Raw genomic sequence first — 12643 nt, forward strand, 5'->3', positions numbered from 1 at the left:
CGCTGAAGAAGCTCGAGGGAATAATCCATCCGCTGGTGCGCGCCGACGCCGATGCGTTTCTGGAAAAACACCGCGCCGCCGGCGCGCCGCTCGCCGTGCTCGACATCCCGTTGCTGTTCGAAACCGGCGGCCGCAACCGCGTCGACAAGGTCGTCGTCGTCACCGCCTTGCCCGAAATCCAGCGCGAGCGCGTGCTGGCGAGGCCGGGCATGAGCGAGGAGAAGTTCGCCTCGATCCTCGCCAAGCAGGTGCCCGACGCCGAGAAGCGCCGCCAGGCCGATTTCATCATCGACACCGGAAATGGCTTCGAGGCCGCGCGGAAAGCGGTTGGGGCCGTCATCGGCGAATTGACGGGGGATAAGTCCGGCCGGCATGGTTCCTGACGTTAGCTGGCAGCAGTCCCCATTGCCATTTTGTTCTGGTTTGTGATTCTGCTCCCAGGAGCGGATTGATTCGAATGCGCGAGATCATCTTCGATACGGAAACCACCGGCCTCGATTTGCGCGAAGACCGCATCATCGAGCTCGGCGGCGTCGAGCTGGTCAACCGCTTTCCGACCGGCCGCACCTTCCACAAATTCATCAATCCGCAAGGCCGCGCCATCCATGCCGAGGCGCAGGCCGTGCACGGCATCAGCGCCGCCGATCTGGTCGGCAAGCCGACCTTCGCCGAGATCGTCGATGAATGGCTGGACTTCACCGACGGCGCCAAGCTGATCGCGCACAACGCCACCTTCGATCTTGGCTTCCTCAATCTCGAATACAGCCGGCTCGACCATCCGGCCATCGACCCCGGCCGCATCATCGACACCCTGGCGCTTGCGCGCCGCAAGCACCCGATGGGCCCGAACTCGCTCGACGCGCTCTGCCGGCGCTACGGCATCGACAACACCCGCCGCACCAAGCACGGCGCGCTGCTCGACTCCGAACTGCTGGCCGAGGTCTATATCGAGCTCATCGGCGGCAAGCAGGCGGCGCTGGTTCTGGAAACCGTGGCGGTGCAGATGAATGGCGCAGGCGAGGTGGCCGACATCGACATCTCGATCGGCCCCCGGCCCATCGCCCTGCCGCCGCGCCTGAGCGAAGCGGACCGCGCGGCGCATGCCGGGCTGGTTTCGACGCTGGGTGAGAAGGCGCTGTGGCTGAAGGTGGCGGCCGCAGGCTGAGTAGCCTATCGGCTAAGTAGCGATCCTTCGCGCCTCCCTCTGCCCTGCCGGGCATCTCCCCCACAAGGGGGGAGATTAGCAGCTTCGGCGCGCCGCCCATCCTGCAACGTTTGAGATTGGCGAAAGCCGGCGTGACATCGATCTCCCCCCCTTGTGGGGGAGATGGCCGGCAGGCCTAAGGGGGGCGCTGTCCCGCCGGCATCTCCAACAAAAAAAGCCCGGCGCGAAGCCGGGCTCTTGATGGCTGTAGCGATGGGTCTCAGCTCACCTGGACCTTGCTCGCCGCGGCCTGGTCCTCGGCAATCCTCTGCTGGAACATCTGCGCGAAGTCGATCGGGTCGAGCATCAGCGGCGGGAAGCCGCCATTGCGGGTGGCGTCGGCGATGATCTGGCGGGCGAAGGGGAACAACAGGCGCGGGCACTCGATGAAGAGCAGCGGCAGCATGTGCTCCTGCGGGAAGCCCGAGATGGCGAAGACGCCGCCATAGACCAGCTCGACATTGAACAGCACTTCCTGGTCGAAGGAAGCCTTGGCGTTCAGCGTCAGATTGACGTCGAACTGCTTGTCCGAGAGCGGGTTGGCGTTGACGTTGACATTGATGGCGATGCCCGGCGCCTTGTCGCGGCCGCGCAGCGAGTTCGGCGCGCCAGGGCTTTCGAAGGACAGGTCCTTCACATATTGCGCAAGCACGTTGAGCGAGGGCTGGTTCTGGGTGCCGTTGCCGTTGGCGGCGCCGGTCGCGGCGTCATCGTTGCTGGCCATGAGCCTTGGTCCTTTTGCCTGGGCAGCATTGCTGACCGGATTGAAATCGCGGGTTCGCTACCATGGCCTGCCGGACAAAACAAGTTTTGCCGCCTCTGTTCGGCGGCAGGTCTTGCTGCAAGTTTTTCCGTTCATTTGCGTGAATCAGCGCAAACGCCGGGGATTGGCTGAAGCCGCCCCAACCTCGTCATTCTATGGCGGAGCAAGGAGCGAAGCGACGCAGCGCAGACCATAGAATCCATTCCATGACTTGGAAGCGCCGCTGCGGTGCAGAATTCTGCTCCGTTGCAAGCCTTGGCGAAGGGAACGGCATGGATTCCAGGGTCTTCGCGACGGAGCTTCGCTCCTGCTCCGCCCTGGAATGACGATCGGGACGGGCATTTCGGCCAATCTCCAGCGCATGGCACTTGCCAACAACGCAAACAGAGCCGACTGGTCAATCCCTGTCCGGGACTAATCGTTCTTCAGCCGCCGCCACGGCGAATTGTGGTCCGGCCGGTTCGGATAATCGTCGCGCGAATAGTCGCTGTCGTCGAGATCGATGACGGTGTCGCGCCGGCGGGCCGAAAAGCCGCTCGAGAAGCTGGTCGCCATGACGATGCGGTTCTTGAGCAGGCGCCAGGCGAAGTCGCGCACCGGCGGCAGCAACAGAAGAATGGCGAAGATGTCGGTGATGAAGCCCGGGATGATCAAAAGGATCGCCGCCAGCACGATCATCGCCCCATGCGCGAGCTGGCGGCTGGGATCGCGCCCGGCATCCATTTCCGTGCGCACCCGCGTCATGACGCCGAAACCCTGATGCCGGAGCAGCAGGCTGCCGGCGACGCTGGACAGGATCACCAGCCCGACCGTTGCCAAGGCGCCGATTTCGCGACCGACGACGACAAAGCCGGCGATCTCCAGCAGCGGCAGCAGGAGCAGGAACAACGGGATGAAGGAAATGCGCAAAGTCTCGACCGATCGCTTTCTTCTTTTGCGGCGCCGGCGGACAATCGCCGCTGGCCTTGGCGCCTTTAGATAGGTATGGCTGCCTTTGATTTGAATGATAGCGCCTGCCGTTCTATATGCTTTAAGTGTTGAACGCTACGCGACCGCGGTCCCCGAAGGGTAACGCCGGTCCGGCAAGGACAGGGTTCGAGTTGGCGGAAAATATGGGTTTCTTCGACTTCGGCACGATTTTCTTTTTGATTGCGGCGGTTGTGATCTTTTTCCAGCTGCGCAACGTGCTCGGACGTCGCACCGGGAACGAGCGCCCGCCCTTCGATCCCTACTCCGCCAGCCGCACGCGCGAGGCCGATGCGGCGCAGAAGCCCGAAAATGTCGTGTCGCTGCCGCGCAAGCGCGCACCGGGCGAACCCGCGGCCGAGACCTATGCCGAGATCGACGCCTTCGCCAAGCCGGACACCGATCTGAACAAGGGCCTGCGCACGATCAAGGACAACGATGCGTCCTTCGATCCCAAGACCTTCGTCGACGGCGCCAAGATGGCCTATGAGATGATCGTCATGGCCTATGCCGACGGCGACCGTAAGACGCTTAAGAATCTCCTGTCGCGCGAAGTCTATGACGGCTTCGTCGCCGCGATCGGCGAACGCGAGGCGAAGTCGGAGAAGATCCAGTCCTCCTTCGTCGGCATCGACAAGGCCGACATCGTCGCCGCGGAGATGAAGGGCTCGGAAGCGCATATCACGCTGCGCGTCGTCTCCGAGCTGATCTCGGCGACCCGCGACAAGGCCGGCGCCGTCATCGACGGCGATCCTGAAACGGTGGCCGAGGTCAAGGATGTCTGGACCTTCGCCCGCGACACCCGCTCGCGCGACCCGAACTGGAAACTCGTCGCCACCGAAGAAGAAGACTAGATCCAGGCGGCGGGGCCCCAGTCGTGCCGCTCTCTTCCACATTCAGCGAGAAGTCTTTCAGCAACCTTCCGGGCTGGAACGAGGATGACCACCTCGCAGCCTTTGCCGCATTTCGCCGCTCCGCCTTCCACGCGCCGGTAAAGCCCTATCGCACCGGATCGCTCGGCGTCGACTTCAACGCCTTTGCCGAGGCCTATGCCGAGGCGCGCGCCGTTTCGGCGCCGAATCGGTCGCAAGCGCGGTCCTTTTTCGAACGGCATTTCGTGCCGATGCTGGTGAGGGGCGAAAACGGCTCGGGTCTCGTCACCGGCTTCTACGAGCCGGAGGTCGAGGCCTCGCCGGTCAGGACCGGGCGGTTCACCGTGCCGTTGCTGTCCCGCCCCGCCGACCTGACCGACATAGACGACGGCAACCGGCCGGCCGGCATGGATGCCTATCTGGCCTTCGCCCGCCGGACGGATGAGGGTCCGGTCGAATATTTCGACCGCGGCGAAATCGAACGCGGCGCGCTTGCCGGCCAGAATCTCGAAATCGCCTGGCTCGCCGGGAAGGTCGACGCCTTCTTCGTCCATGTGCAGGGCGCGGCGCGCCTGAAGATGACCGACGGCAGGCTCTGCCGCGTCACCTATGCCGCGAAATCGGGACAGCGCTTCACCGGTCCGGGCAAGATCTTGAGCGAGCTCGGCGAAATCCCGCTGGAAAAGGTGACGATGCAGTCGATCCGCGCCTGGTTCAAGGCGCATCCGAACCGGGTCGACGAGATCCTCTGGCAGAACCGCTCCTACATCTTCTTCCGCGAGGCTGCCGTCGACGATGCGGCGCTCGGGCCCATCGCCGCCGCCAAGGTGCCGCTGACGCCCGGGCGCTCGGTCGCGGTCGACCGCCTGCTGCACACTTTCGGCACGCCCTTCTATATCGACGCGCCGACGCTCACCGCCTTTGACCAGAAACCGTTCCGGCGACTGATGATCGCGCAGGACACCGGCTCGGCGATCACGGGGCCCGCGCGCGGCGACCTCTTCGCCGGCTCGGGCGACGCGGCCGGCGAGATCGCCGGCGTGGTCCGCAATGCGGCCGATTTCTATGCGCTGGTGCCGCGCGCGCTTCTGGGTGGAGCGACCCGGTGAGCCGCCGCGACGATCATCTCAGCGATGATGACCGCATCCTGTGGAACCTGGTGGCGCGCTCGGCCCGGCCGCTGAAAGGCAAGACCGCCGTCGAGATTCCCGACATCGTCGAGCCGAAACCGGAGCCGTCGCGACCTGCCGCCAATGGCGTTCCGGCCGCTGCCGTTAAGCCGAAGACGCCCCATGTGGCGCATTCGCTCGACGACCAGACGCTGCACAAGCTGAAGAAGGGCCGCCTGCCGATCGAAGGCCGCGTCGACCTGCACGGCATGACGCAGGACGAGGCCTATTCGCTGCTGCTCACCTTCCTCAACCGCGCGCATGCCGGCGGCATCCGTTATGTGCTGATCATCACCGGCAAGGGGTCGTCCTCGGGCGGCGACGGCATCCTGCGCCGCGCCGTGCCGGCCTGGCTGTCGACGCCGGCCTTCCGCCATCTCGTCTCCAGCCACGATCATGCCGCGCGCAACCATGGCGGCTCGGGCGCGCTCTATGTCCGGCTGCGGCGGATACGCTCATGACCCCGTTCGGCGAAAGGCTCAGGGCATTGCGCGCCGAACGCGGCGTCAGCCAGAAGGCGATGGCCGAGGCCATCGGCGTCAGCGCCGCCTATCTTTCGGCGCTCGAGCATGGCCGCCGCGGCGCGCCGACCTGGACGCTGATCCAGAAGATCATCGGCTATTTCAACATCATCTGGGACGACGCCGAGGACCTCGCCCGGCTGGCCGAGACCTCGCATCCCAGGGTCAGGATCGACACGTCCGGCCTGTCGCCGGCGGCGACCGAGCTCGCCAACCTTCTGGCCGAAAGCATCGAAAGGCTGGATGAAGAGCAATTGCGCCGCCTCAGCGCATCGATACGCACGGCACTCGGTCGGCCTATATGAGCCAGGCGTCAGGCGCCAGCGGATCGCGATTGTCCCCTGGCGCGTGGTTCGACACCATCTGAACTCTTGAGATCAGGGCTTGCCGGTGCCGTGGGTGCTGCCGCCGTTGGGGCTGCCCCGGCCGCCATTGTCGTGATCGCCGCCGCGACCGTGCCCGCCCATGCAACTCGCGTCGCCGGCGCCACAGCAATGGCCACTCCACAGATCATTGAGGTTTTTCTGGGCGCAGCTTTTGACGGTCTCGTCCGCCAGGGCCGATCCGGTCAGGGCCGACACCGCGACGACGGCAAGTAGGATGTTGCGCGGGAAAGCAGTCATTGAGGTCTCCATGGTTGGGTTTGCCATTCACGGCTATGTGTCGCCGGCTGAACGGAATCGGTTCATGGAGCCGCCTGAAAATTTTCGGAGGCGGTTACGGGCTTTTTATCATCGGCCTTTGCAATGTGCGGCTACGACAGCTCGGTCGTCATTCCAGGGCGGAGCAAGGAGCGAAGCGACGCGCGCAGACCCTGGAATCCATGCCGTTACGCCAACGCTCTGCAACGGTTACAGAATTCTGCACCGTTGCACTCTACGGTAAGGGTCACGGCATGGATACTCGGGTCAAGCCCGAGTATGACGACGTCACGTAGGGATTCGGCCAATCTCCAAGGTTGGCGTCTTCAGCCACGGGGCCTTTTCGCCCCGCGTCGAAACCGGCCCGGCATGCGCCGCGCGGTCCGCTTCGCCACCCACCGCGGAGGGAGGTAGAGCGCTCGTGAAGAAAGCAGGGGGCGCCCAGCTCCGCCTACTGCACCGATCCGACCAGCACCGCCTGGCCGTCGCGGATCGAGACCCAGCGTCCGGTGTTGTCGATCGCCTGGCGCTTGAGGAAGCGGTAGCCTGTCGCGTCCCAGGCTTTGACCTTGTCGGTCAAATTGTCGAGGACGTAGTCGCCCTTGTCGGTGCGCACCGTCAGCACCGAATGGCCTTCGCCATCGGGCTTGCGCACGACGGTGATCAGAAGGTCGGCCAGCGACATGCCCAGGCGGTAGAGCTGGCGCCGCTTTTCCAGCACGTAGTCCTCGCAATCGCCATAGCCGTCGTCCGGGTAGGCCCAGACTTCGTCCTTTCCATAGTGATCGAGATCGCTCATCGGCTTGACGGCGGCGTTGACCTTGGCGGTCACGTTGATCAGCCGGCGCCACAGGCTTTCCGTCATCTTGGCCGGCTCGAGATCGGCCGGATGGATGTTGCATTCGTTCGGACGCGATTTGCAGAAATCATAATGGCCGATCGGCTGCGACGTCAGGCCGCCCGTGGCCATCGCGCCCGCCGCCCAGGCCGGCACCGCCCAATGCGCAGAGATCGCCAGTCCTGCGACTGCACACAAACGCAGAATCCGCGTCATCGCTGAGGAAGTCATTGCCCCCGCCCTGTTCTTTATTAACGAAACGTTAAAGGCGATTTACAGTCCGTGTCAATTAGAGACGACGGTCCGTTTGACGGCATGGTTACCTCAACGATCCCGTAGCGGCACTTTCGCAACAGAGTCAGCGGCGCAACACCGGCGGCGGCCAGCGCAATTCCAGGAAAAGTGTGACACGGTTTTCCGTCTGGAATTGCGCAAACAAGGAGATAAAGCGGTTCGCCGTTTCCATGAAACGGAGAAACGCTCTAGGCGGCGGCAATCAGCTCTTGGCGGAGCGGACCAGCTTCGGCTTTGCCGCCACCCGGTTCTGGCGGCCATAGCTGGAAATGAAGTCGACGATGCGCGGCACGATTTCCGAGCGGAAGCGCGAGCCGTTGAAGACGCCGTAATGGCCGACGGCCGGCTGCATGTAGTGCGCGTGTCTGTCGGCCGGGATGTTGACGCAAAGGTCATGCGCGGCCTGGGTCTGGCCGAGGCCGGAAATGTCGTCGTTCTCGCCCTCGATGGTCAGCAGCGCGACGTTGCGGATCGCCTTCGGCTCGACCGGCTCGCCGCGATGCGTCATCTCGCCCTTCGGCAGAGCGTGGCGCACGAACACGGTGTCGACCGTCTGCAGGTAGAACTCCGCCGTCAGGTCCATCACCGCCAGATATTCGTCGTAGAAATCGCGGTGCTTCTCGGCGCTGTCGCCGTCATGCTTCACAAGGTGCATGAAGAAATCCTTGTGGGCGATGATGTGGCGGTCGAGATTCATACTCATGAAGCCCGAAAGCTGCAGGAAGCCCGGATAGACCTCGCGGCCGAAGCCCGGCACCGGCCACGGCGCCTGCATGATGACATTGTCGCGGAACCAGTCGATGCCCTTTTCCTCGGCCAGGAGATTGACAGCGGTCGGGTTGCGGCGGGTGTCGACCGGGCCGCCCATCAGCGTCATGGTCGAGGGCACGAAAGGATCGCCGCGCTTCTCCATCACCGCCACCGCCGCCAGCACCGGCACCGAAGGCTGGCACACGGCCATCACATGCGTATCGGGGCCAAGCGTGTGGAACATCTCGATGACATAGTCGATATAGTCGTCGAGATCGAAGCTGCCTTGCGAGACCGGCACCATGCGGGCGTCGACCCAGTCGGTGATGTGCACGTCGGCATGCGGCAGCATCGCCTCGACCGTGCCGCGCAGCAGCGTCGCGTAATGGCCCGACATCGGCGCTACGATCAAAAGTTTCGGGTCGGGCTTGCGGCCGGCCGGCAGCGCGCGCTCGAAGCGGATCAGATTGCAGAAGGGCTTCGACCAGACCGTCTTTTCCGTGACGGCGACGTTCTTCCAGTCGACCACGGTCTTGTCCAGGCCGAATTGCGGCTTGCCGTAGCGACGTGTGGTGCGCTCGAAGAGCTCGGCGGTCGCAGCCACCGAGCGGCCGAAGGGGGTGTGCGAAATCGGATTGAGCGGATTGGAGTAGAAGAGCCGCACCGCGTCGGCATAAAGGCGCGCGGGCTGCAGCGCTGCATGGTTCATTTCGTAGAGCTGGTAGAACATCGCGAACCCCGCTGCCGGCCGACGACCAAAGGGACGACGGACAGCGCCGAGCCTTGAATGTCTCCCGGCGAGGTTAACAAGATATTGTTGCGATGCAATACGTCATTTTGTCTGACGAATGCTTCTTTGGTTCAACCTCTTGGGAAGAGGGCTTGAGCGGGCGAGCCGGCTCACTGTGCGCTGCCGAAATGTGAAGGATATGTGTCCGGCCCTCATGCCGGACACCGGCCACGATCCGGAACCCTGAGGCTTGCCTTGGACCGTGGTGCGACAAAACGGAAGGCTTAGACGCGCGCCATGCAGACGGCGGTGTGGCCCGAACCGATGAAACCCAGCTGGCTGGCGGCGCCGCGGGAGAGATCCAGCATGCGTCCCCTCACGAACGGGCCGCGATCGTTGATACGAACGACGACGCTGCGGCCGTTGTTCTTGTTGGTGACCCTGAGCTTGGTGCCGAAGGGCAAGGAGCGATGGGCGGCGGTCAGTGCCGAGGGGTTCATGCGTTCCCCTGAGGCGGTTCTGGAATGCAGCGCATACCAGGAAGCGCGGCCGCACTGCGCGGCGGCCGAGGAGGCGGACGATGCGCCTGCCATCAGGCCAGCCGCGATCGTTACCGCGACAAGCGCGGTCCGGTTGGTTTTCTTCATGTTTTGGGGGTGGCTCCGTTGATCGAGTAGCCCCGCCTAAGTGCCGAATGAGGCGGGAAATGCGGCAGCCTTCTGGCGGTTCCATGGCAGCGGCACACGTTTGGAGTCGCCGCGAAACAGTTTGTCATGATATTTCTGGAGCCGGAGAGGCGTATTCTTGATGAATATCGGACCGGCATCCGGGACGTTCCGGGCAAGATCGGTCCTCAAGATTTGCAGTACAGGGGAACCGAACTATTTCGATTCCTCAACGTCTTTTGTTGCGTCCCTGTCGCCGTTCAGGATCGACTTTTGGAGAGGGTCCAGCCGATGCGATTGATCAGGTTTGTGCTGGCGCTGATTGTACTGGGGTTGGGCGCGCTGTGGTCGCTGCAGGGCCTTGGCCTTGTCGGCGGCAGCTTCATGACCGGCCAGACGCGATGGCTCTATATCGGCCTCCTCACCATGCTGGTCGGCGTGGTCGGGCTACGCTGGGCGAACCGCTCGCGCATCTGACCTTGTGCGTGTGATTTGGATTGCCGGCCTCAGCCGCGGCTGAACAGGCGGTCCAGGATGGCGCCTTCGATCTGGGCAAGCTCCGCCGAACCGTGCCGGCGGGGCCGGGCCACCGGCACGGCAAGATCGAGAGCGATCTTGCCGGCGCCGATCACCACGACGCGGTCGGCGAGCGCGACAGCTTCGCCGACATCATGCGTCACCAGCACGGCGGTGAACTTCTGGTCGAGCCATATGCGCTCCAGAAGCTGCTGCATCTCGATGCGGGTCAGCGCGTCCAGCGCGCCGAGCGGCTCGTCCAGCGCCAGGATCTGCGGCTGGCCGACCAGCGCGCGGGCAAGCGCCACGCGCTGTTTTTGGCCGCCCGACAGCACCGACGGCCATTCGCCGGCGCGGTCGGCGAGCCCGACCTCGTCCAGCATGGCAAGCGCCCGCTGCCTGGCCTCGGTGCCGCTGGCAATGCCGGTCAGCCCGATCTCGACATTCTTCACCACGCTCATCCAGGGCAGCAAACGCGGTTCCTGGAACATGAAGCGCGTGCGGCTGTGGCCTTCCTCGTCGGTGCCGAGGGTCAGCGAGCCGCTGCTCGGGCGGTCGAGCCCGGCCAGCAGCCGAAGCAGCGTGCTCTTGCCGCAGCCGCTCTTGCCGATGACGGCCAGGAATTGTCCGGCCCGCACGTCGAGGCTGATGCCGTCGAGCACGATCTTGTCGCCGAAACGTTTCCCCACCTCCTTGAAGGCGAAGGCCCGGCGGCCCTCGACCGAGCCGATCGTGCGCGCATGCGCAGGCGTCGCGATGAGGGAACGTGCGGTGAGGGTAGCGGCCGGCATCTCGTTTCTCACCCCTTCTGGAAAGCGGGATGCCAGCCGAGCGACAGGCGTTCGAGCAGGCGGGCCAGGCTGTCGGCGAGCTTGCCGAGCAGCGCGTAGATCAGGATCGACAGCACCACGACGTCGATCAGAAGGAACTCGCGCGCCTGCATGGCCATGTAGCCGAGGCCGGAACTGGCCGAGATCGTCTCGGCGACGATCAGGGTCAGCCACATGATGCCAAGCGCATAGCGCAGGCCGACGAAGATCGAGGGCAGCGCGCCGGGCAGGATCACGCGGAAGAACAAGGCGCGCCGGTCCAGCCCATAGACCCGGCCCATCTCGACCAGCTGCGGATCGACGCCCTGGATGCCGAGCAGCGTGTTGACATAGATCGGGAAGAAGACGCCGAGCGCCACCAGGAAGAGTTTTGCTTCCTCGTCGATGCCGAACCACAATATCACCAGCGGAATCAGCGCCAGATGCGGGATGTTGCGGATCATCTGCAGCGTCGTGTCGGTGAGGCCGCGGCTGAGCCGCGACAATCCGTTGGCGAGGCCAAGCGCGAAGCCGATCGAGCCGCCTATGGCGAAGCCCGACAATGCGCGCAAGGTGGAGACGCCGATGTTGCGGACCAGCTCGCCGGACAAGGTCAGCCGCCAGAAGGCCTCGGCCACCGCGCTCGGCGCCGGCAGCACATTGGCCGGGATCAGGCCCGCGCGCGCGGCGGCTTCCCAGCCGGCGATGATTGCCGCCGGCAGCAGCCAGCCGGCCGCGCCGTTGCGGGCGAGGCGCGCGGCCAGGCTCATGACGCGGCCTGCAGGCGGCCGGCGCCGTGGAAGCCGACCGTGAATTCGTTGGCGATGTCCTTGTGCGCCTTGAGCCGGCTGGTGCCGAGGCCAAGCCGCGGGAACAGGAGCTCGGCGACGCGGTAGGCTTCCTCGAGATGCGGGTAGCCGGAGCCGATGATGGTGTCGATGCCGATCGCCTGGTATTCGCCGATGCGCTCGACGATCTGCTCCGGCGTGCCGACCAGCGCGGTGCCGGCGCCGCCGCGCACCAGGCCGACGCCGGCCCAAAGGTTCGGCGAGACGACCAGCCGGTCGCGCCGGCCGCCATGCAGCTCGGCCATGCGCCGCTGCCCGACCGAATCCATCTCCTTGAGGAAACGCGCCTGCGCGTTCTCGATCTGCGCGTCGGTGACATGGCTGATCAGCAGCTCGGCGGCGCGCCAGGCCTCGTCCTCGGTCTCGCGCACGATGAAATGCAGCCTGATGCCGAAGCGCAGCTTGCGGCCGCGCCGCGCCGCCTTCTCGCGCGCCGAGGCGATCTTTGCTGCGACCTGCGCCGGCGGCTCGCCCCAGGTGAGATACATGTCGACGAGGTCGGCGGCGAGCTCCTGGCCGGCCTCGGAGGAGCCGCCGAAATAGAGCGGCGGCCGCTCCTGCAGCGGCAACAGGTCGAGCCGGCCGTTCTCGACGCGGTAATATCTGCCGTCGAAATTCACCCGCTCGCCCGACACCAGCCCGCGCCAGATGGCGAGGAATTCCTGCGCCTGCGCGTAGCGCTCGTCATGCGGCAGGAACACGCCGTCGCCGGCAAGCTCGGTCGGATTGCCGCCGACCACGACATTGAGCAGCAGGCGGCCGTTGCTCAGCCGGTCGAGCGCCGCGGTCTGGCGCGCTGCGAAGGTCGGCAGCGTCACGCCGGGCCTCAGCGCGACCAGGAATTTCAGCCTTTCGGTCAGCGTCGCGAGGCCCGTGGCGGTGATCCAGGAATCCTCGCAGTTCTGCCCGGTGGGCAACAGCACGCCGGGGAAACCCAGCCGGTCGACCGCCTGCGCGATCTCCTTGAAGTAGCCGAACTCCGGCGGACGCTGCTGCTTCTCGGTGCCGAGGTAGGAACCGTCGCCATGCGTTGGGATGAACCAGAAGAAATCGAGCG

At 64.9% G+C, this 12643-nt stretch carries 17 protein-coding genes; 8 read left to right on the forward strand and 9 right to left on the reverse strand.

What is annotated here, in order from left to right; genetic code table 11:
* Positions 1-383: dephospho-CoA kinase (locus EOD07_RS06870; protein ID WP_164772098.1), on the forward strand; the 383-nt coding region annotated here is incomplete at its 5' end.
* Positions 384-457: 74 nt separating this feature from the next.
* Positions 458-1165 (forward strand): DNA polymerase III subunit epsilon, encoded by a 708-nt coding sequence (dnaQ, locus tag EOD07_RS06875; RefSeq protein ID WP_127234514.1) that lies wholly within the window; start codon positions 458-460, stop codon positions 1163-1165.
* Positions 1166-1424: 259 nt separating this feature from the next.
* Here the strand turns inward: dnaQ and secB are convergent, their stop codons facing one another.
* A complete protein-coding gene (gene secB / locus EOD07_RS06885; protein WP_040986315.1) occupies positions 1425-1928 on the reverse strand; it encodes a protein-export chaperone SecB in 504 nt (167 codons plus the stop codon).
* Here secB and EOD07_RS06890 point away from each other — a divergent pair.
* A complete protein-coding gene (locus EOD07_RS06890; RefSeq protein ID WP_127234516.1) occupies positions 1918-2163 on the forward strand; it encodes a hypothetical protein in 246 nt (81 codons plus the stop codon). The genes secB and EOD07_RS06890 overlap by 11 nt on opposite strands.
* A 218-nt stretch (positions 2164-2381) precedes the next feature.
* Here EOD07_RS06890 and EOD07_RS06895 read toward each other — a convergent pair whose 3' ends face one another.
* Positions 2382-2876: an FxsA family protein gene (locus EOD07_RS06895; protein ID WP_041012363.1), complete on the reverse strand. Its 495-nt coding sequence runs from the start codon at positions 2874-2876 to the stop codon at positions 2382-2384.
* A gap of 203 nt (positions 2877-3079) precedes the next feature.
* Between EOD07_RS06895 and EOD07_RS06900 the strand changes: the two genes are divergently transcribed.
* Genes EOD07_RS06900 through EOD07_RS06915 form a run of 4 tightly spaced genes read left to right on the forward strand, consistent with a single transcriptional unit; the run spans position 3080 to position 5800 of the window.
* The gene (locus EOD07_RS06900; protein ID WP_040986320.1) at positions 3080-3787 is read left to right on the forward strand and encodes a Tim44/TimA family putative adaptor protein; all 708 of its coding nucleotides are present in this window, start codon (positions 3080-3082) and stop codon (positions 3785-3787) included.
* A gap of 23 nt (positions 3788-3810) precedes the next feature.
* Positions 3811-4914: a murein transglycosylase A gene (locus EOD07_RS06905; protein ID WP_127234518.1), complete on the forward strand. Its 1104-nt coding sequence runs from the start codon at positions 3811-3813 to the stop codon at positions 4912-4914.
* Positions 4911-5435, forward strand: coding sequence for a Smr/MutS family protein (locus EOD07_RS06910; RefSeq protein WP_041010011.1), 525 nt, complete (start codon positions 4911-4913; stop codon positions 5433-5435). The genes EOD07_RS06905 and EOD07_RS06910 overlap by 4 nt, the downstream gene beginning before the upstream one ends.
* On the forward strand, positions 5432-5800 hold the full coding sequence (locus EOD07_RS06915; protein ID WP_127234521.1) for a helix-turn-helix transcriptional regulator: 369 nt from the start codon (positions 5432-5434) through the stop codon (positions 5798-5800). The genes EOD07_RS06910 and EOD07_RS06915 overlap by 4 nt, the downstream gene beginning before the upstream one ends.
* A gap of 72 nt (positions 5801-5872) precedes the next feature.
* Here the strand turns inward: EOD07_RS06915 and EOD07_RS06920 are convergent, their stop codons facing one another.
* From EOD07_RS06920 to EOD07_RS06935, 4 genes are all read right to left on the reverse strand, one after another.
* Positions 5873-6118: a hypothetical protein gene (locus tag EOD07_RS06920; protein ID WP_127234522.1), complete on the reverse strand. Its 246-nt coding sequence runs from the start codon at positions 6116-6118 to the stop codon at positions 5873-5875.
* 469 nt (positions 6119-6587) lie between these two features.
* Positions 6588-7205 carry a transglutaminase-like cysteine peptidase gene (locus EOD07_RS06925; RefSeq protein ID WP_041010016.1) on the reverse strand — a complete coding sequence of 206 codons (618 nt, stop codon included), beginning with the start codon at positions 7203-7205 and terminating at the stop codon, positions 6588-6590.
* A gap of 265 nt (positions 7206-7470) precedes the next feature.
* Complete coding sequence (locus EOD07_RS06930) at positions 7471-8748, reverse strand: polyhydroxyalkanoate depolymerase (RefSeq protein WP_041012359.1); 1278 nt, start codon at positions 8746-8748, stop codon at positions 7471-7473.
* Positions 8749-9032: 284 nt separating this feature from the next.
* Positions 9033-9395 (reverse strand): septal ring lytic transglycosylase RlpA family protein, encoded by a 363-nt coding sequence (locus EOD07_RS06935; RefSeq protein ID WP_040986334.1) that lies wholly within the window; start codon positions 9393-9395, stop codon positions 9033-9035.
* Positions 9396-9704: 309 nt separating this feature from the next.
* Between EOD07_RS06935 and EOD07_RS06940 the strand changes: the two genes are divergently transcribed.
* Positions 9705-9890, forward strand: coding sequence for a hypothetical protein (locus EOD07_RS06940; protein WP_127234524.1), 186 nt, complete (start codon positions 9705-9707; stop codon positions 9888-9890).
* A 29-nt stretch (positions 9891-9919) separates the two neighbouring features.
* Here EOD07_RS06940 and EOD07_RS06945 read toward each other — a convergent pair whose 3' ends face one another.
* From EOD07_RS06945 to ssuD, 3 genes are all read right to left on the reverse strand, one after another.
* Positions 9920-10720, reverse strand: a complete 801-nt coding sequence (locus EOD07_RS06945) for an ATP-binding cassette domain-containing protein (protein ID WP_127234526.1) — start codon at positions 10718-10720, stop codon at positions 9920-9922.
* 8 nt (positions 10721-10728) lie between these two features.
* Positions 10729-11508, reverse strand: a complete 780-nt coding sequence (locus EOD07_RS06950) for an ABC transporter permease subunit (protein WP_052457981.1) — start codon at positions 11506-11508, stop codon at positions 10729-10731.
* A partial coding sequence (gene ssuD / locus EOD07_RS06955) for an FMNH2-dependent alkanesulfonate monooxygenase (protein ID WP_127234528.1) occupies positions 11505-12643 on the reverse strand: 1139 nt, incomplete at its 5' end. The genes ssuD and EOD07_RS06950, both read right to left, overlap by 4 nt.

It is taken from the genome of Mesorhizobium sp. M2C.T.Ca.TU.002.02.1.1, assembly GCF_003997225.1.

Coding starts and splice junctions, on each gene's coding strand:
- dnaQ (WP_127234514.1), top strand. CDS start 458: ATGCGCGAGATCATCTTCGATACGGAAACCACCGGCCTCGATTTGCGC.
- secB (WP_040986315.1), bottom strand. CDS start 1,928: ATGGCCAGCAACGATGACGCCGCGACCGGCGCCGCCAACGGCAACGGC.
- EOD07_RS06900 (WP_040986320.1), top strand. CDS start 3,080: ATGGGTTTCTTCGACTTCGGCACGATTTTCTTTTTGATTGCGGCGGTT.
- EOD07_RS06915 (WP_127234521.1), top strand. CDS start 5,432: ATGACCCCGTTCGGCGAAAGGCTCAGGGCATTGCGCGCCGAACGCGGC.
- EOD07_RS06920 (WP_127234522.1), bottom strand. CDS start 6,118: ATGACTGCTTTCCCGCGCAACATCCTACTTGCCGTCGTCGCGGTGTCG.
- EOD07_RS06925 (WP_041010016.1), bottom strand. CDS start 7,205: ATGACTTCCTCAGCGATGACGCGGATTCTGCGTTTGTGTGCAGTCGCA.
- EOD07_RS06930 (WP_041012359.1), bottom strand. CDS start 8,748: ATGTTCTACCAGCTCTACGAAATGAACCATGCAGCGCTGCAGCCCGCG.
- EOD07_RS06935 (WP_040986334.1), bottom strand. CDS start 9,395: ATGAAGAAAACCAACCGGACCGCGCTTGTCGCGGTAACGATCGCGGCT.
- EOD07_RS06940 (WP_127234524.1), top strand. CDS start 9,705: ATGCGATTGATCAGGTTTGTGCTGGCGCTGATTGTACTGGGGTTGGGC.
- EOD07_RS06945 (WP_127234526.1), bottom strand. CDS start 10,720: ATGCCGGCCGCTACCCTCACCGCACGTTCCCTCATCGCGACGCCTGCG.
- EOD07_RS06950 (WP_052457981.1), bottom strand. CDS start 11,508: ATGAGCCTGGCCGCGCGCCTCGCCCGCAACGGCGCGGCCGGCTGGCTG.